The sequence below is a fragment of the Comamonas sp. GB3 AK4-5 genome (assembly GCF_041320665.1).
GTDB lineage: Bacteria > Pseudomonadota > Gammaproteobacteria > Burkholderiales > Burkholderiaceae_C > Comamonas.
The window spans coordinates 3,884,200-3,901,668 of record NZ_CP166730.1; the positions used below are offsets into that span (position 1 = coordinate 3,884,200).

Here is a 17,469-nt window from a genome sequence, read left to right on the forward strand (position 1 = left end):
GCCTACTCTCCTGCCAGGGCCCGCACGGGGTCCAGACGCGCCGCCGTCTTGGCGGGCATATATCCAAAAATCAGGCCCGTGAGCACCGCACACGCAAAAGCGCCCGCCATGGCACGCACGGAGAACACCACGGGCACGCCCGACGCCATGAGCACCACGCCCACGGCCAGGCCGGCCACCAGGCCCACGGAGCCTCCCACCAGAGTCACAAGGCTTGCCTCGGTCAAAAACTGGCGCAATATGTCACTCTGGCGCGCGCCCACGGCCATGCGTATGCCGATTTCGCGTGTGCGCTCGCGCACCGTCATCAACATCACATTCATCACGCCGATGCCACCCACGACCAGGGAGACCGCCGCAATCAGGCCCAGCATCACGGCCATGCTCTGGCGCGTGGCGGCCTCGGCCTGTATGCGTGCGGCGGCATTGCCTATGCCGAAGTCTTCGCGCCCGCCGTGGCGCGCCAGCAGCAGCTGGCGCATGGCCTGCTCGGCCTCGTTGACCACCTCCGAGGAAGCGGCCTCCACCACCACATAGTCGGGCTGGGTCTGCGCCTGGTAGACGCGCGCCCGCCCCGAGCGGTAAGGGATGAAGACCATGTCGTCATAGTTTTGCGCACCCGAGTCCGCGCCGCGTTCGCTCATCACGCCAATGACCTCGAAGGCCGAGCTGCCGATGATGAGCTGCTGGCCCAGCGGATGGGGGGTGTCGGGGAAGAAATGCTGGTGCGCCTTGTGGCCCAGCACCACCAGTGGCGCCAGATCCCGGTCCTCGGCCTCGGTGTAGTAGCGTCCCTGGGAGGGCTTCCAGTGGTGCACCAGGGGCATCTCCTCGCTGGCGGCAAAGACATAGACCTGCTTGTCCACCTTGCCAAAGCGCACCGTAACCGGGTCCCCGATGACGGGCATGACACGCCGTATCTCGGGCAGCTCGCGCAAGGCAGCCAGGTCTTCTTCGGTGATCTGGCCCGCAGGCCCGCCCGTTGCAGGCGGCTGGCTGCCCATGTAGAGAATGGCCGTGCCCATGGTGCCCATCTGTTCGACCACCTTGCGCCGCGCGCCCTCACCGATGGCCAGCATGACGATGACCGACACCACGCCGATGACGATGCCGAGCAAGGTGAGGCTGGTGCGTACACGGTTCATGCGCATGCCGCGCCAGGCGCTGCGTGCGGCCTCGGCCAGCTCAGCCAGCCCCACAGAGGCACGGCGGGCTGCGGACTGCGGCAGCTGCTGCAATGGCTGCTGCACAGGCATGGCAGGGGCCTCGCCCGCCGGCGCAGTCTGCAACGCGCTGTCGCCGATGATGCGCCCGTCACTGATCTCTATGACTCTTTTGGCCTGGGCCGCCACGGCCCGGTCGTGGGTGATGAGGATGATGGTGTGGCCCGCATCCGCCAGTTCCTGCAGCAAGGCCATGACTTCGGTGCCGCTGTGCGAATCCAGGGCACCTGTGGGCTCATCGGCCAGGATGATGCGCCCCCCATTCATCAAGGCCCGTGCTATCGACACACGCTGCTGCTGGCCGCCAGACAGCTGATTGGGCCGGTTTTGCAGGCGTTCGCCCAGGCCCAGGCGCCGCAGCAGCGCTTCGGCGCGCCTTGCGCGCTCCTCCTTGGGCAGGCCTGCGTAGATGGCGGGCATCTGCACGTTCTCGCTGGCGCTCTCGGCGGCAATCAGGTGATAGCCCTGAAAGACAAAGCCAAAGGCCTCGCGCCGCAACCAGGCCAGCGCATCCGCGTCGAGCTGCGAGACGTCCTGGCCCTGAAAGTGGTAGCTGCCTTCACTGGGCCGGTCCAGGCAGCCCAGAATGTTCATCAGCGTGGACTTGCCCGAGCCCGAGCTGCCCACCACGGCGACAAACTCACCGGCATGGATGTCCAGATCAATGCCGTGCAGCACGGTCACGGCAGGCTGGCCGCTGTCGCCGCCGCCGTAATGCTTGCGAATACCGCACAAAGCGATCAACGCGGGCTGCGCCTGCGGCGCGGCGCTCACGGCACTCACCATTGCAGCCACCGCAGGCCACGCTCTTGCGGCGCTTCGCCGACCACCACGCGATCGCCCTCCGCCAGGCCTTCCAGCACCTGCACCTGGTGGCGGCTGCGCACGCCCAGCTTCACGCTGCGCGCCTCGGGCTGACCCCGCGCATCCAGCACGCGCAGCTGCGCCCCGCCTCCATCGCCCTCTTGCACGGCCGCCAGCGGCACGGTCAATGCCTGGCCGGCATGGGCGGTGACAAAGACCACCTGGGCCGTCATCTGCGGCATGAGCTCGGCGTCTTCGTTGTCCACATCGAACAGCACCGTATAGACCACGGCCTTGGTGGCCGGCGCAGGCGCCTGGCCCGTGCTGGCGGCCTGTGCCTGACCGGCTGCAGGGGCTGGCAGCACCTGGCGCACAGCGCCACTCCAGCGCCGGGGCTTGGCCTGGCCGGCGCCGCCCAACGTGGTGAAGTACACGGCCATGCCTTCCTTGACGCGGCGTACATCGGCCTCGGACACCTCGGTCCAGACCGTCATGGCCGAGAGGTCGGCAATGCGCAGAATGTTCGGTGTCTGGTAGGTGGCATTCAGCGTCTGGCCTTCGCGCGCATCCACCGACACCACGGTGCCCGCCATGGGGGCATAGATGCGTGTGTAGCCCAGGCGGGCCTCGTCGGCCTGGAGAATGGCCTGGGTCTGGCTGATCTGCGCCTTGAGGTGGTCCATGCGGGCCGCCGCCATGGCCTGGTTGGCCTCGGCGGTCTGCACATCCTCCTCGCGCGTGGCCTCATGCTGGTTCAGCTGCTGCTGGCGTGCCAGCTGCTGCCCGGCCAAGCGGGCCTGGGCCTGTTGCTCGGCCAGCTGGGCGCGCAGGCCTGCCAGCGAGGCGCGGCCCGCATCCACCGTGGCGCGCTGCACGCTGGGATCGATCTCCACCAGCAAATCACCCTTGGCCACCTGGGCCCCGGGCTCCACGGCCAAGCGCATGATCTGGCCCGACACCTGGGCGCCCACATCCACATAGCTGCGTGGCTGCAGCGTGCCTATGGCCGTGACCGTGGCCTCGATGTCCGTACGTCCTGCGGCCTCGGTCTGGTAGAGCGCAGCTGGAAGCTGCGAACGCCACAGGCCCCAGGCCGCAGCGACCAGCACCACCAGGGCCCCCAGACCCACCCAGCGTTTCTGCGCACCCGTCATAGCGCCTCCCCGTAGCTGTCGAGACGCAGTGAAAGCAGAAAACCCATGGCACAAACCCTGAAACTACGGAAAGAAGAATGACGGAAAGCAGTGACCCCGGAGGCCTCATGCCCCCCAGATGAAAGCGGGCGCACCCGCCAGCAGCGCCGCCCAGGCCAGGCCGGCGGCCCAGCGCGGTGCCGCGCTGATCAATCCCACCACGGCCAGGGCCGCCAGAGAAATCCAGCCCAGCCAGGCCACGGCACCCACCGTGGCGCCCCAGGCCGCCACGCAGGGAAAGACCGCAGCGGCCAGCGCCACCGTGCCCACGCAGCGCAGCATCCAGCGCTGCGCTGCAGGCAGTTCATACCTGCCGGTGAGCTGCTCGTAATGGCGGTCCATGGCAAAGGCCAAAGCCGCCATGCCGGCAAAGCTCAGGGCCAGTGCCCAAAAAGATGCGTACAGCGCATTCATGCCGCCACCTCGGCTTCCGCCTGGTCTGCCGGCTGTGTCGCGCACGCGGGACGGCTCTCTTTGTCCGCTGTGGTTTTGCGCCCCAGGCGGCCACCGCGCAAGGCCCAGACCGATGCCAGCCCGGATGCCAGACAGAACAGCTCCACGCCCGCACTCTCCCAATCGCCTTCGGCCATGTAAGCGGGCAAATGCTTGCCCATGGTCAGCCAGCTCAGCAGCGGCAGCAGCAGGCACAGCGCGGCCAGCGCAGCCAACTGCTGCCGCCACGCCACGGTGGGAGAGACCCACTGCGCATGCGCCAGCGTCAACAACCACAGACCGAAGAACACGGCCAGCTCCCAGTCATCGCGGTGTGCAATCCCCACCGGCACCAGCCGGTTGGCCCACAGATAGCCTATGCAGGCCACGCCCAGGCCGGCGATGGCGGCCACGTTCAGCCCCTCGATCAGTCGGTAGACGCGGGCCGTGGCCGCGCCGAACTCGCCTTGGTGCTTGCTGCGGCGCTTGACCATGAAAAGAATGGAGCCCGTGGCCATCAGCGCGCTGCCGGCCAGGCCGCAGACAAAATACAGCCATTTCATGGCCCAGCCACCAAACTTGACCATGTGCAGCCCACTCATGACGGACTGCGCCTGCGAGGACACGCCGCCATCCACCTCGCCCGGCAGGCGCACGCGCAGCACCTCGCCCGTAGCGGCCGAGAACATCACCATGCCGGAGGTCGCACTCAGGCGTTGGGTGGCTTGCGCATCGCTGTTCCAGCCGTAAATGCCGATGCGGGCCGACGACTCTCCGGGCTGGTAGATCACCACGGCGCGCACGGCCTGGCCCATCAACTCCTGGCCCTTGCGCGCAAAAGGCTCCAGGTCCGGCACGGCCAGCGGCTCGCCGCTGCGCTGCTGCAGATAGGGATTGTCCAGCTCACGCAAAAACTGCTGCTGCGCCTGCTCACCCAGGCCGTATTGGCTGATCTTGGGTGCCGGCATAAAGGTGATGCCGGAGATCACGATGCCGGTGAAGGCGATCATGAACAGAAAAGGCAGGGTCAGCACCCCGGTCGCGTTGTGGGCATCCAGCCAGCTGCGCTGGCCCTTGCGCGAGCGAAAGGTGAAAAAGTCCTTGAAGATGCGCCGGTGCGTGATGATGCCGCTCACCAGCGCCACCAACATGGCCATGGTGGCAAAGCCCACGATCCACAGACCCCAGCTGCCCGCATGCAGCTCGTGGTGGAACTCCACAAAATGGTGGCCACCCAGGGTCTGGCGGACGGTGGATGGCGGCAGGTCCACGGGTTGTCCCGTGGCATTGTCCAGGCGCTGCATGGCGTATTCGCGCTGGCCGTCAAACCAATAGGCCGTCAACCGACCGCCGCCTTGCGCATCCGCAGGCCATAACTCCCACATCTCCGCGCCCTGGTGCTCGCGGGCCATATAGCTCAACCCCCATGCCAGGCGCTGGGTCAGGTCAGCCCCCTTGGGCGCCTGGGCCTGTGCGGCCTCCTCGGCATGGTGCTCGGGCGTCATCCAGTGGGTAATGGATTCCTCGAACACCGCCAGCGTGCCCGTGAGAAACACGGCAAACAGCAGCCACGAAAACCACAGACCGCACCAGGTGTGCAGCCAGGCCTGGGCCTGGCGGAACCCGCCGGCGCCGGCTCCCGTCTGGTTGGCGGCAGCGGCCTGGGCGTTTTTCTTGTTGTCGGTCATTTCCATCTCAGCCTCCCAGCGCCCAGGCTGCGGCCAAGATCGCAGCGCTCAGTCCCAGCAACCAGCCCCACATGCGCGCCTGAGAGACCGGTGAAAAGGCCCAGATGGCCACCACCACATGGGCCACAAAGCTCCATTGCATGCCGGCCAGCACGGCCTCGGCCCTTGGGATGGGCAAGGCAGCAGCCAGCAGCACGGCCACGGCGCTGGCCAGGGCATAGCCGCCCAGCACGGCGGCCAGCAGGCGCGAAAGAATGGAAAAGCCCGGTCGGGCCGCAAAAGCAAAGGTCATGGAATCAATGGCCAAAAGCAAAAAGTGGGGAACGGCGGGGGCATGAATGTGCCCCTCTCATAAGACATGACAAACGAAACCGCAAAAAGGGCCATCCCATAGCCGGAATGGATTCGGACTCAGCCCTGCGCAGCGCACGCGTGAAGACGGAGCCTTGCTTCAAGGCGCCCAATGATACATTTGTAAAAAGAATCATTCCTATTTGTAGGCCAAAAGCAAACCACCGAGAGAGCCAGACATGGCGCTGGTCGCGGGGCTCCAGCATAGGTTTCAAAAACTTCTAGCCTCAAAACCTTTCCACGCCTGCACTACCAGCTACTGAATCAGGAGCATGGCTGTGCAGACGTGGCAGCACTCAGAAAGATCCACGCAATGTCAGCACCGCATTGCGCGGCGTGCCATACCAGTTGCCATTCGAGGTGGAGCCCACACGCTCGTAGTACACCTTGTCCAGCACATTGTTGAGATTCAATGCCAGCGTCCAGCGGGGATCGATGCGGTACTGAACCATGGCATTCAGCACCCCATAACCTCCCTCTTTGAAGCGGTAGGGCGTCGCGTTGAAGTTGGCGTCATACAGCGATCCATTGACCGAGGTCTTGCTCTGCACATGGGTAGAGCCGCCTACCTGCCAGTTCGACCATGCACCGGGCATGCGATAGACCGTGGACAGCTTGAGCAGATGCTTGGGCGTGATGGTGCTGTAGCTGGTCTCCGTGCTGCGGTCCTTGGTCTGGTTGAAGGTATAGCCTGCCGCCAGCTGCCAACCTGGCCGCACTTCCCCACCCACCTCGACATCAAAGCCGCGGCTGGTGACCTTGCCCTGGGGCAGATAGCAGCAGTTACCAGCCCAGGGATCGTTGCTGGTGGTGTAACGGGTATCGACCACACCGGCGCCTGTGCGCTCCACGTTGAACACGCTGAACGTGGCGTTCAGGCGGCCATCCAGCAGCTCGCCCTTGAACCCGGCCTCATAGCTTTTGCCCTTGACCGGTGCCAGCGAAGTTCCAGGCTGCGGGCCTGCCTTCAGCAGCGCCTGGGGCTTGAAGATCGAGGCATAGCTGACATACGCCGACCACTGCGAGTCCAGGTCATAGATCACACCACCATATGGCGTCACCTTGGTCGGCTCACCGAAATCGGTGCGCGAATCCAGGGTGCGGTTGCCAGCGGCATCGACACTGGAAATGCCCTGAAGAAAGTCATAGCGGCTGAGACGGGCACCTGCAATCACATGCAGGCGGTCCGAAGGGTGCAGCCGCAGCACACCGTAGGCGCCCTTTTGCTTCTGGCTCCATGGATCGAAGATCGAAGTCAGCGGCACGTTCATGTCGGGATTCCAGGCATTTCCGGCAAACACATCAGCAGGCACCATCCAGTTATCAACCGGCTTGCCCGTTGCCCAGGTTCCTTGCGCGCGCTGCCAGTCCATCCCGAGCAGGAATTCATGGTTCTTCCCCAGCAGGCCAAAGGTGCCACTCAGGTTGACGTCCACGATGTCCTGCTGGCTAGAGGTCGCATAGCGGCCACCGCCCCAAAAAGCTCCGGCTCCGGTTTGGGGGTCGATAGCGCCATCCACAAAGGCCGTGACCGCATTGGCATCGGCTTTCACCCGCGTCAGGCTGGTCTTGAGCTTCCAGCCATTGGAGAAGCGGTGATCCAGCTGGGCAAAAAGCTCGGTGTTCTTGGTGTCCCAGAAAGTCCATGGCTGCGTCAGGCTGGTGCTGCGCGGCAGATCCAGGGGGCGTCCGTCACTGTAGCGAGGCATGCCCGATCCAGAGCCATTTTCATGCCGTTTACCATAGCTTCCGCCCAGGGTCAGCAAGGTGCTGGGAGTCAGATCCGCCTCCAGCACGCCATAGATTGCAGGCTTTTCCAGGCTGCGGTCTTTCAGGTGATAGTCGCGCTTTTCATAGACGGCCACCGCTCGCCCGCGCACACGACCATCCGCGCTCAGCGCGCCCGTAGCATCCAGCATGGTGCGGCCACTGTCCCAGCGGCCAAGGGATTGCTCCAACACCAGCTTGCGCTCGGACAGCGGCTTCTTGCGGGCCAGATTGACGATGCCGCCCGGGTCCCCCATCCCACCCAGCAAACCAGAGGCACCGCGCATCACCTCGACACGGTCATAAAAAGCCATGTCCTGCTGCGGTTCATAGGTGTAGGCGCCCAAGGCCAGCGGTGCGCCACCGTCGATCTGCATGCTGGTGATCTGGAAGCCACGTGCATAGAAATCAAAGGAGCTGAAGCTGGAGCGGTTGACCGTGACACCAGGCATCTGCTTGAGCGCATCGCTGACGTTGAGCAACTGCTGGTCTTCGAGCTGCTGGCGCGTCACCACCGACACCGACTGCGGAATCTCCCGGAACGACTGGTCTGTTTTCGAGGCAATGCTGGTCACGCGGCTGGTGTAGGAGCCCGTTCCCTCGGTCGTCCCATCCGCTGCGCGACGTGCCGCGACCCGCACCTCTGCCAGGCCGGCCTCGGTGGCTTGCACCACCGGCATGGTCCGCAGCACATGGCTGCCATCGGCGCGGCGCACAGCCTCCAGCCCCGTCCCCCTCAGCAGCATGGCCAGGCCATCTGCTGCGCCAAAGCGGCCCTGCACACCGGCGCTGGTCTTACCCTGCACCAGCCCGGTGGTGCCGGCCAGCAGCAGGCCCGATTCACCCAGAAAGCGCGTCAGCACCTCGGCCAGAGGCCCTGCAGGAATGGCATAGCTGCGCACGTCCGCTTCCGCGGCGGCCTGGGCCTGCGGGGCTGGACTCCGGGCCTGGGCGGCAGACATTCCGGCACCTGCCATGCTGCCCATCAGCAGCAACTGGATGGCGGTGGCCACAGAACGGTGGCCTGGCATGCGACGCGGCACAGCCGCGCTGGGAGACAAGAGATGGCGACGGGACATGAAACCCTCTGGAACGGTGAAATGGTCAACTGCGATACGAACGCCCCGCCCCAGGCCATGGCCTGAATGCCGTGCCTGTAGGGCACCTTGGGGAGTTCTTCGCTCTGTTGATCGAACAGCTCCAGAAAAAGTGGAAGTCGCGCCGCAAAAAAGTCCCCACCAATGCGGCGCATGCCGTGCTAGCCACGTACGGCGGGCTCTATCCGGGTCCACCACGGCATGGTGTGGCGCAGCCGGATGGGTAGCACCGCCTGCAGCATGGCCAGGGCTGCATCGGTGTCATGCAGCGGGTAGCTGCCCAGCACGGGGAGCTCGGCCAGCTCAGGCGCCAGGGACAGATGCCCCTGGCGATAGCGCCCCAGTTCCTCCACAAAATTCGACAGCGCCATGCCATTGGCCAGCAGAACGCCCCGGTTCCAGGCTTCATGCACGGGATCGACCACTGCACTCGGGCCGACGGAGCGGACATCGAAACAGACTTGCCTGCCCGCAGGTACCGTGACGGACTGCGATGCATCCACAGGCTGGATACGCACCGCCCCCTCATACACCGCCAGCAGGCCTGCCTGCCCCTGCAGCCGGGTGGTAAAGCGCGTACCCAGCGCCTGCAGGCGTGCCCAGGGCGTGTCGACCACCAGGGGCCGCTGCGGATCGGGCGCGGTCTGCACCAGCATCTCCCCCGAGCGCAGCAGCAGACGGCGCAGATCGCGGGTGTAGTGCTGGTCCACCGCGCTCGCGGTGTTCAGCCAGATGCGCGTGCCGTCATCCAGCGCCAGCGCCCGCATTTCCCCCGTGGCCGTGCGGTGGTCGGCCGTCCAGGCCGCCAGTTGCTGCGGCAATGGCGTGTGCTGCCACAGGCCCCAGCCCAGCGTGCCCGAGCCGGCCAGCACCGCCATGCCACGCAGCAGCTGGCGCCGCGTCATGCGTTGGCGGGCCGTGCCATAGGCCTGGGCGGCCAGCCGGGAAGCGCTGCTGTCCAGCTGCAGCGGCTGAAACTGCTGGCTGACGCGCTCGACAAAAGCCCAGGCCGCTGGGGCTTCGCCCTCTGCCAGCCAGGCCTGCCACCGCGCCTGGTCGGCGGGCGTGGCCGTGCCGGACTGCAGCAGCGCAAACCATTCGGCCGCCTGCTCCATGGCGGCCAGGGAAGGCATCTGCACAGGTGGAAGCCCTGGCCCGGAAGGCAAAAAGCCCTGGCTCACGACGCAGTCATCCATGCCGCAGCCGGCTCCGGCGACGCCAGCTTACGCGCCTCCAGCTGCATGCAATGCAGCATGGCCTGGGCGATATAGCTGCCCACCATGCGCGAGGACACCCCCAACTCGGTCGCGGCCTCCTGGTGCGTCATACGACAGGCCATCACCAGCACAAAAGCCCGCGCGGCCTTGGGCGGCAGGCGGCGTAGCATCTGGTCGATTTCCTGCAGCGCCTGCAGCACCATGGCCTGGTGCTCCGCAGAAGGCTGCAATGCCTCGGGCTGGGCCGCCAGCGTGTCCAGCCAGGCCTGCTCGACCTCGCGCCGGCGCCACAGGTCAATGCACAGGCCATTGGCCATGGTGCGCAGATAGACGCGGGCCTCAGGCACCGTGCCGAAGTGGCGCGGCGTGACCAGCAAGCGCACAAAGGCATCCTGCGCCAGGTCGGCTGCGTCCAGGGCATTACCCAGGCGTTTGCGCAACCAGCCCTGCAACCAGCCATGGTGACTGAGGTACAGGCTGGCAATGTCGGAGTGCGGCGTGTTGGAAGCGGTGGACATGGAAAGCGGCGGCCGGCACAGCGGACCGGAATCGCCGGAATAAACGAGAATAATTCTTGTTCATTCTATATCTCCATTTCGCAGCCTGGCCTGGGGCGGCCTCCACCATGGCCTTGCAAATCGCGGTGATTTAGAGCGTGTTCATGATCTCCTCGCGGCGCGCCTGCGTAGAGATCGTGAACACGCTCTGAGGCCGCCAGCACAGACTGGATTTGCACCTACGGCTCCGCGATCAGGAGCAAGACAGGCAGGTATTTCCTGCGAACTGAATATGCCCAGGGAGCAAACCGGCGCCACGATTTGCGACACCAACACCTGATGCTGGCTTGGCAGCCAAGGCTGTCAAAACCTGCGTTCCCAGCAGACCTAGGGTTAACCGCAGATAGGGGCTGTACCGATCAACTGTACCTATTAATGTGGGTACAGTGAATTTACATTGCATCGTCGGCCATACAGAGCCGAACACATGGCAGGAAGGCGCACAGTCCTCTTCGCCTGCATGACATAAAAGGAGACAAGCATGAAGACGAGCAAGAAATTCGCCTACAGCGCGGTGGTAGCAGCCTTGTTGACGGGTGCAGGCGCATTCGCCCAGGACATCAAGATTGGCTACAACGCCGACCTGTCCGGTAGCGGTGTGGCCGAGCTGGGCATTTCGGGACGCTGGGCGTTTGAGGCCGCCATCGAAGACGTCAACAAGGCCGGCGGCATCCTGGGCCGCAAGGTGGTGGGCGTCATCCGTGACGACTTGGGCACGCCGCCCAAGTCCATCCAGAACATGACGGAGCTGATCGACAACGAAAAGGTGGCCGCCGTGGTCGGCCCCGCCAATTCCGGCAACGCCCTGGCCTGGCTGCATATCCCGCAGCAAAAGAAGATTCCGGTGGTGGTGCCGATTGCCACCGGCACGGAAGTCACGACCCGCTACGCCAAGGAAGCCCAGAACTACCTCTTCCGCGTCTCCATGGTCGACCGCGAGCAAACCGCCTTGCTGGGCGCTTATGCCGCCAAGAGCTCGAAGACCAAGAAGGTCGCCATCATTGCCGACTCCACGGGCTACGGCCAGGGCGGCACCAAGGACGCCACCGACATCCTGGCGCTGCACGGCATCAAACCGGTGGCCGTGGAAAAGTTCGGCCCCAAGGACACCGACATCACCTCCCAGCTGTCCAAGATCAAGGCTGCCGGCGCCGACACCGTCATCGTCTACGGTCTGGCGGATGGCACGGCCCAGGTCGTGCGCAGCATGGAAAAGATCAACTACCTGCCCACCACCCTGGGCGCCTGGGGCAATCTGAGCTCGCTGTTCCCCAAGATGACCGGCCCCACCCTGGCCCCCCACCTGATCATGGCGGCCTCCACCACGGAAGACACCAGCGCCAAGACCAAGGCACTGGGCGAGCGGATTCGCAAGAACTTCCCCACGCTGACCACCTTCCCCGCCGCCGCGCAAGCCTATGACTCGGTGATGCTGATTGCCGCCGCCATGAAGCTGGCCAACAGCACCGAGGGGCCCAAGGTTGCCGCCGCACTGGAAAACCTGGACTCCGTGCCCGGCGTCATCAAGACCTATAACAAGCCCTTCACCAAGGCCAACCACGAGGGCCTTGGTGTGCAGGACTTCTACCTGGCCCGCTGGAAAGGCAGCGATGTCGTCAAGTACGAGGACGACATCATCAAGGGCTTCCAGCCTGCTGACCTGAAAAAGTAAGCAGGCCATGACCTGCACCGCTCGGCGTTTGCGCCGGGCGGATTTTCCCGTTGGAAAAAGCGGCGCCACCCAGGTAGCGCTCGCTCTCGTGACATTGCATCCATTCATACAGACCTGCACTGCCCGCTTGCTTGCGGCAGCACATCTGCGTTTCCCAGGCTGATAGGAATCTCTCAAATGCAAGCCAGCATTCTTCAAGCCATCTTCAGTGGCCTGGCCTTGGGCAGCATCTATTCGCTGGTTGCCCTCGGCTTCAACATTACCTACAACACAACCAAGACCTTCAACTTCGGCCAAGGGGAGTTCCTGGTCGCGGGGGCCTTCATCGGGGTTTCCGTGCTGCTGCTGCTGGCCGGCCACGATCTGCAAGGCTCGCTGGAAATCGCCGAGGTCACCTTGGCGCGCTACGGCCTCAGCCTGGCCGCCACCTTTGTGCTGATGGGCGCGCTGGGCGTGGTCCTGTACTACACCGCCGTGCGGCCCTTTTTTGGCAAGCCCGGCTTGGCATGGGTGATGAGCACCATAGGCTTCGGCATCATTGTCCAGAACATTGCACTCGCCATCTGGGGCCCTTCACCCATGGTGATGCCCTCCCCGCTGGGCAACGATGTCATCCGCATCGGCGGCGCCGGCGTGCTGCCGCAAGAGATTCTGGTGCTGTGCATCAGCGTGGCCCTGATGCTGTGCCTGGACCTCATCATGCGCAAAACCCGTCTGGGCAAGGCCGTGCGCGCCGTGGCGCAAAGCGGCCCTGCAGCGGTGCTGATGGGCATCAATGTCACCGCCATCATCGTGCTGGCCTTCATCGTCAGCTCCAGCCTGGCAGGCATTGCCGGCCTGCTGATTGCCCCCATCACCACGGCTTCGGTCTTCATGGGCCTGACCTTGGCACTGAAGGCTTTTTCGGCCGCCATCGTCGGCGGCCTGAGCAACCCGCGCGGCTGCATGCTGGGTGGTTTCCTGCTGGGCATTCTGGAAGCCATGGTCGGTCTGTGGCAGGCCGAGCTGCGGGAAATCAGCATCTTCCTGCTCATTATTTTTGTTCTGGTGCTCAAGCCTGAAGGCCTGCTCGGCCAGCGTCTGGTGGAGAAAGTCTGATGGGGCAATACAAACATCTTGCCGGCGTGGCCATCTTTGCCGCCATCGCCGCACTGCTGCCACTGGTGACAGATAACGGCTTTTACCTGAAGGTCGTTTTCATGGTGGGCATCAACTATCTGGCTGCCTCCGGCCTCAATGTACTGGTGGGCTACACCGGGCAGAAGTCGCTGGGCCATGCCGGCCTGTTTGCGGTCGGTGCCTACACCGCAGCCTTGCTGACCGCCCGCATGGAGTGGAACCCCTGGATGGCCTTGCTGGCGGCCGGTGTCGTGGCCGGCGTCTTCGGCGTGTTGATTGCGCTGCCCGCCTTGCGCGTCAAAGGTCCGGCCCTGGCCATGGTGACCATCGGCTTTGGCGTGGTGGTGGAAAAAGTGGTCTCGGAATGGCAGGACGTTTTTGCCGGCCAGCAAGGCATTTACGGCGTGCTGCCCCTGTCCATCAACGGCCATATCTTCGAGATGCGCGAATGGGTCTGGCTGGTCCTGGCGCTGGGGGTCGCAGCCCATCTGATGATGCGCTCGCTGCTCAGCGGCAAGTTCGGCCGGGCCTTCATGGCGGTGAACACCGCTGAAGTCGCGGCAGAAAGCGTGGGCGTCAGCGTCTACAAATTCAAGGTGCTGGCCTTTGTGATCAGTGCCGTCACCTGCGGTCTGGCTGGCGCGCTGGTGGCACAGCAAAACCAGTACATCAACTCCGACTTCATCACCTTCAATCTGTCCATCTTCTTTCTGCTGATCGTGCTGTTCGGCGGCAAGTCGGTCTATGGCCCGCTGCTGGGCGCCCTGGTGCTCACGCTGCTGGACGCCTTCCTGGCCCGCTGGCCCGGTGTGCAGCATTTCACCTATGGTGCCCTGCTGCTGTTCGGTCTGTATGTCATGCCCGACGGACTGTCGGGCACAGTGTCCAAGCTGTTTGCCAAGCGCAAGCCTGCCTCGCAAGGCAAGGCCATACCGCTGCCAACCGCCTCCTTGCGCGAGCTGGCCAGCGCACGCACGGTCAATGTCCAAGGCCCGCTGCTGCAAACCGAAGGGCTGTACAAGGCCTATGGCGGCGTGGTGCCCACCAACAACATCACCATAGACCTCCAGCCAGGCCATGTGCATTCGCTGATCGGCCCCAATGGCGCGGGCAAGACCACGCTGCTCAACATCCTCTCGGGCATCATCCCGCCAAGCAAGGGAACGATCCGCTTTTGCGGCGAGAGCATTCTGTCCAAGCCGGCCCACCAGATCTGTGCCATGGGCCTGGGTCGCACCTTCCAGAACCTGAAGCTCTTTGCCGACATGAGCGTGATCGACAACGTCAAGGTGGGGCTGCACCAGCATATCTCCGCCGGCTTTGGAGCCTATCTGTTCGGGCTTCCCTCGGCGACAAGGCAAGAGCACGACGCCACGGCCCAGGCCATGCAGGTGCTGCAATTCCTGGGGCTGGACGCCAAGGCCCATGAAACCGCAGGCAGCCTGCCCTACGGCCTGCAGCGTCGGGTGGAGCTGGCGCGCGCGCTGGCCACCCGGCCCAGCCTGCTGCTGCTGGATGAGCCCGCAGCGGGCCTGAACCCTCAGGAAACGGAAGAGCTGACCGGCGTGATCCGCAGCATCAAGGAGCTAGGCATCACCGTGCTGCTGATCGAGCACCACATGGACCTGGTGATGGCGATTTCCGACCATGTGATCGTGCTCGATTACGGCGAAAAAATTGCCGAAGGCACGCCCACCCAAGTGCAGAAAAACCCACGCGTGATCACCGCCTACCTCGGTGCGCCGGACGATGACGAGGAGCTCGCTCCTGCCACCCACGTGAATTCATTGGAAAACAAGCATGCATGACACCCCTGTTTTGCAAGTGAAAGACTTGCAGGCCCGCTACGGCGCAGTGGAGGCACTCAAAGGCATTTCGCTGGAGGTCCATCCCGGCGAAGTCGTCACCATGATTGGCGGAAACGGTGCCGGGAAAAGCACGCTGATGAAGGTGATCTCGGGCCTGGAGCCCGCGCATTCCGGCAGCGTTTTCTTCAAGGGCCAGGACATCACCCGCATGCCCGGCCACCTGCGGGTGCCACTGGGCATTGCCCAATCGCCCGAGGGTCGCCAGGTCTTTGCCGACCAAAGCGTGCGCGACAACCTGATGCTGGGCGCCTACCACCGCAAGGCCAGCCGCGCCGAGCTGGAACACGACATCGAGGCCCAGTTCCAGGCCTTCCCTCGGCTCAAGGAACGCCAGCACCAGATGGCCGGCACCATGTCCGGCGGAGAGCAGCAGATGCTGGCCATTGCCCGCGCGCTGATGGCCAAGCCTCAGCTGCTGCTGCTCGACGAACCATCGCTGGGCCTGGCGCCCTTGATCGTCAAAGAGATTTTCGCCATTGTGCGCAGCCTCAAGCAGCGCGACATCACCATCTTGCTGGTGGAGCAAATGGCCAACCAGGCCCTGGGCGTTGCCGACCGCGGCTATGTGCTGGAAACCGGAAAAATCACCCTGGAAGGTTCCAGCGCCGCACTGCGCAGCGATGACAAGGTGCGTGCGGCCTATCTGGGCAGCCACTGACGACCGCGCCCTCCCTATCTCATTTCTCCCCCCTCGCTTCTTTCACCGGGCGACCAGGCCACAGCGCATGGCTCGCCTCCCCTTTTTGCAGACAAGGCGCCCTCGCGGCGCCTGGGAGTTCCCGTGATCGACATCCACGCCGACAGCACGATCGGAGAAGCCCTTTTCTCCGCTGCAGAACGCTATCGCCACCACAGCCTGTTGTGCATTCCCGAAAATCCGGCCCGCAACTACCTGCCCGCAGGTTGTGAAATCACCTACCAGCAGGCGGCCGATACCATCCGCCAGCTGATGCAGCACTACGCGGCTGCCGGCTATGGTCTGGGGCATCGCGTGGGGCTGCTGCTGGACAGCCGCCCCGAGCACATGTTGCACAAGCTGGCCTTGAATGCGCTGGGCGCATGCTGCGTCCCCGTCAACCCGGACTACCGGCCGCGCGAATACGCCTATCTGATCGACCATGCCCAGGTCGATCTGCTGGTGGTCTTGCAAGACCGGCTGGAGCACACACAGGCAGCGCTGGCACACAGCAGCCACCAGCCTCCCGTGGTGGCGCTGGAGGCATTCGCCACCGCCCTGCCGCCCTGCCCGCGCAGCGCGGAACCGGGCCTGGTCGGTGCCGACACGCCTGCCAGCATTCTGTACACCTCGGGCACCACGGGCAGGCCCAAGGGCTGCGTGCTGTCCCACCGCTACGAGCTGGCGGCGGGACAGGCCTATGCCCGCTTGGGCGGGCTGGCCACCATTGCAGCGCAAGACCGGCTGTACAACCCGCTGCCGCTGTTTCACGTCAACGCCTCCATCCTGTCCTTTTTCTGCATGTTGCTCACGGGCGGTTGCCAGATCCAGAGCGACCGTTTCCAGCCCTCTCGGTTCTGGAAGGAGGTGGTGCAGACCCGCGCCACCATTGCCCACTACCTGGGCGTCATCATGCAGATGCTGTTCGTCCAGCCGCCCTCCGATCTGGACCGCGCCCACCAGCTGCGCTTTGCGGCTGGAGCTGGCGTGGAGCCGCAGCTGCATGCCGCATTTGAAGAACGCTTTGGCGTGCCCTTGCTGGAGCTCTGGGGCATGACCGAAATGGTCAGGGTGATGATGGACTGCCATGCCCCGCGCCAGGTTGGCACACGCGCCTTTGGCCAGGACCGGCCCGGCGAAGGACTGGAGGCCCGCGCTGTGGACGAGCAAGACCAGCGAGTGCCCGACGGCAGCGTGGGCGAGCTGGTCATACGCCACTCGGAGCACAGCCCCAGGCAGGATTTCTTCTCCGGCTACTACAACGACCCCGAGGCCACCGAGCAGGCCTGGCGCAGCGGCTGGTTCCATACCGGCGACATGGTGGTGCGCGACGCCACAGGTGTTTTCCATTTCATGGACCGGCGCAAAAACATCATCCGGCGCTCCGGCGAAAACATTGCGGCCGCCGAAATCGAGGCCTTGCTGGTCACCCACCCCTGGGTGGAAAACGCCGCCGTCGTGGCGGTGCAGGACGAGATACGTGACGAAGAGGTGCTGGCCTGTGTGGTCCTCAAGCCCTTGTCCAGCGCTGCGGAGCAGGACCGCGACCAGATCGCGCAGGCACTGTTCGACTTCTGCCACCAGAACCTGGCCTATTACAAAGCTCCGGGCTGGCTGTGGTTCGCCCAGCATATTCCCACCACCGGCACGCAGAAGATCCAGAAGCACGCCATCTTCCCCAAGGACACGGACCCGCGCTCCTTGCCCGGCATGATCGATCTGCGCAAGCGCAAAAAGCGCGGCTAGACACGCGGAGAAAACGCTGAGAAAAGCCTTTTGCCAGCCTCCGCTTTACAGCAGGAGGC

The 17,469-nt window shown here is 64.5% G+C and carries 13 protein-coding genes; 5 read left to right on the forward strand and 8 right to left on the reverse strand.

Features of this window, described 5'->3' with window-relative positions; genetic code table 11:
* Positions 1–2 precede the first annotated feature (2 nt).
* The 8 genes from ACA027_RS17470 to ACA027_RS17505 all read right to left on the reverse strand — a co-directional run bounded on the left by ACA027_RS17470 (position 3) and on the right by ACA027_RS17505 (position 10,290).
* The gene (locus tag ACA027_RS17470; RefSeq protein ID WP_370679468.1) at positions 3–2,009 is read right to left on the reverse strand and encodes an ABC transporter permease; all 2,007 of its coding nucleotides are present in this window, start codon (positions 2,007–2,009) and stop codon (positions 3–5) included.
* Positions 2,003–3,181 carry an efflux RND transporter periplasmic adaptor subunit gene (locus ACA027_RS17475; RefSeq protein ID WP_370679469.1) on the reverse strand — a complete coding sequence of 393 codons (1,179 nt, stop codon included), beginning with the start codon at positions 3,179–3,181 and terminating at the stop codon, positions 2,003–2,005. Before ACA027_RS17475 ends, ACA027_RS17470 begins: the two co-directional genes overlap by 7 nt.
* A 105-nt stretch (positions 3,182–3,286) precedes the next feature.
* Positions 3,287–3,634 carry a DUF3325 domain-containing protein gene (locus ACA027_RS17480; RefSeq protein ID WP_370679470.1) on the reverse strand — a complete coding sequence of 116 codons (348 nt, stop codon included), beginning with the start codon at positions 3,632–3,634 and terminating at the stop codon, positions 3,287–3,289.
* Complete coding sequence (locus tag ACA027_RS17485; RefSeq protein ID WP_370679471.1) at positions 3,631–5,346, reverse strand: PepSY-associated TM helix domain-containing protein; 1,716 nt, start codon at positions 5,344–5,346, stop codon at positions 3,631–3,633. Before ACA027_RS17485 ends, ACA027_RS17480 begins: the two co-directional genes overlap by 4 nt.
* A gap of 1 nt (position 5,347) precedes the next feature.
* Positions 5,348–5,632, reverse strand: a complete 285-nt coding sequence (locus tag ACA027_RS17490; RefSeq protein ID WP_370679472.1) for a hypothetical protein — start codon at positions 5,630–5,632, stop codon at positions 5,348–5,350.
* 355 nt (positions 5,633–5,987) lie between these two features.
* On the reverse strand, positions 5,988–8,537 hold the full coding sequence (locus tag ACA027_RS17495) for a TonB-dependent siderophore receptor (protein ID WP_370679473.1): 2,550 nt from the start codon (positions 8,535–8,537) through the stop codon (positions 5,988–5,990).
* A gap of 179 nt (positions 8,538–8,716) precedes the next feature.
* Positions 8,717–9,688: a FecR domain-containing protein gene (locus ACA027_RS17500; RefSeq protein ID WP_370682618.1), complete on the reverse strand. Its 972-nt coding sequence runs from the start codon at positions 9,686–9,688 to the stop codon at positions 8,717–8,719.
* A 44-nt stretch (positions 9,689–9,732) separates the two neighbouring features.
* A complete protein-coding gene (locus tag ACA027_RS17505) occupies positions 9,733–10,290 on the reverse strand; it encodes a sigma-70 family RNA polymerase sigma factor (protein WP_370679474.1) in 558 nt (185 codons plus the stop codon).
* Between the two features lie 520 nt (positions 10,291–10,810).
* Here ACA027_RS17505 and ACA027_RS17510 point away from each other — a divergent pair.
* The 5 genes from ACA027_RS17510 (at position 10,811) to ACA027_RS17530 (ending at position 17,410) form a co-directional block, all read left to right on the forward strand.
* Positions 10,811–12,001: an ABC transporter substrate-binding protein gene (locus tag ACA027_RS17510; RefSeq protein ID WP_370679475.1), complete on the forward strand. Its 1,191-nt coding sequence runs from the start codon at positions 10,811–10,813 to the stop codon at positions 11,999–12,001.
* A gap of 177 nt (positions 12,002–12,178) precedes the next feature.
* Positions 12,179–13,099, forward strand: coding sequence for a branched-chain amino acid ABC transporter permease (locus tag ACA027_RS17515; protein ID WP_370679476.1), 921 nt, complete (start codon positions 12,179–12,181; stop codon positions 13,097–13,099).
* Positions 13,099–14,928 (forward strand): ATP-binding cassette domain-containing protein, encoded by a 1,830-nt coding sequence (locus tag ACA027_RS17520; protein WP_370679477.1) that lies wholly within the window; start codon positions 13,099–13,101, stop codon positions 14,926–14,928. Before ACA027_RS17515 ends, ACA027_RS17520 begins: the two co-directional genes overlap by 1 nt.
* Complete coding sequence (locus tag ACA027_RS17525) at positions 14,921–15,646, forward strand: ABC transporter ATP-binding protein (protein ID WP_370679478.1); 726 nt, start codon at positions 14,921–14,923, stop codon at positions 15,644–15,646. Before ACA027_RS17520 ends, ACA027_RS17525 begins: the two co-directional genes overlap by 8 nt.
* A gap of 123 nt (positions 15,647–15,769) precedes the next feature.
* A complete protein-coding gene (locus tag ACA027_RS17530; protein ID WP_370679479.1) occupies positions 15,770–17,410 on the forward strand; it encodes an AMP-binding protein in 1,641 nt (546 codons plus the stop codon).
* Positions 17,411–17,469 lie beyond the last annotated feature (59 nt).

What these genes read in the sequence shown, in the direction of transcription:
- ACA027_RS17470 (WP_370679468.1), bottom strand. Translation starts at nt 2,009, where the DNA reads ATGGTGAGTGCCGTGAGCGCCGCGCCGCAGGCGCAGCCCGCGTTGATC.
- ACA027_RS17475 (WP_370679469.1), bottom strand. Translation starts at nt 3,181, where the DNA reads ATGACGGGTGCGCAGAAACGCTGGGTGGGTCTGGGGGCCCTGGTGGTG.
- ACA027_RS17480 (WP_370679470.1), bottom strand. Translation starts at nt 3,634, where the DNA reads ATGAATGCGCTGTACGCATCTTTTTGGGCACTGGCCCTGAGCTTTGCC.
- ACA027_RS17485 (WP_370679471.1), bottom strand. Translation starts at nt 5,346, where the DNA reads ATGGAAATGACCGACAACAAGAAAAACGCCCAGGCCGCTGCCGCCAAC.
- ACA027_RS17490 (WP_370679472.1), bottom strand. Translation starts at nt 5,632, where the DNA reads ATGACCTTTGCTTTTGCGGCCCGACCGGGCTTTTCCATTCTTTCGCGC.
- ACA027_RS17495 (WP_370679473.1), bottom strand. Translation starts at nt 8,537, where the DNA reads ATGTCCCGTCGCCATCTCTTGTCTCCCAGCGCGGCTGTGCCGCGTCGC.
- ACA027_RS17500 (WP_370682618.1), bottom strand. Translation starts at nt 9,688, where the DNA reads ATGCCTTCCCTGGCCGCCATGGAGCAGGCGGCCGAATGGTTTGCGCTG.
- ACA027_RS17505 (WP_370679474.1), bottom strand. Translation starts at nt 10,290, where the DNA reads ATGTCCACCGCTTCCAACACGCCGCACTCCGACATTGCCAGCCTGTAC.
- ACA027_RS17510 (WP_370679475.1), top strand. Translation starts at nt 10,811, where the DNA reads ATGAAGACGAGCAAGAAATTCGCCTACAGCGCGGTGGTAGCAGCCTTG.
- ACA027_RS17515 (WP_370679476.1), top strand. Translation starts at nt 12,179, where the DNA reads ATGCAAGCCAGCATTCTTCAAGCCATCTTCAGTGGCCTGGCCTTGGGC.
- ACA027_RS17520 (WP_370679477.1), top strand. Translation starts at nt 13,099, where the DNA reads ATGGGGCAATACAAACATCTTGCCGGCGTGGCCATCTTTGCCGCCATC.
- ACA027_RS17525 (WP_370679478.1), top strand. Translation starts at nt 14,921, where the DNA reads ATGCATGACACCCCTGTTTTGCAAGTGAAAGACTTGCAGGCCCGCTAC.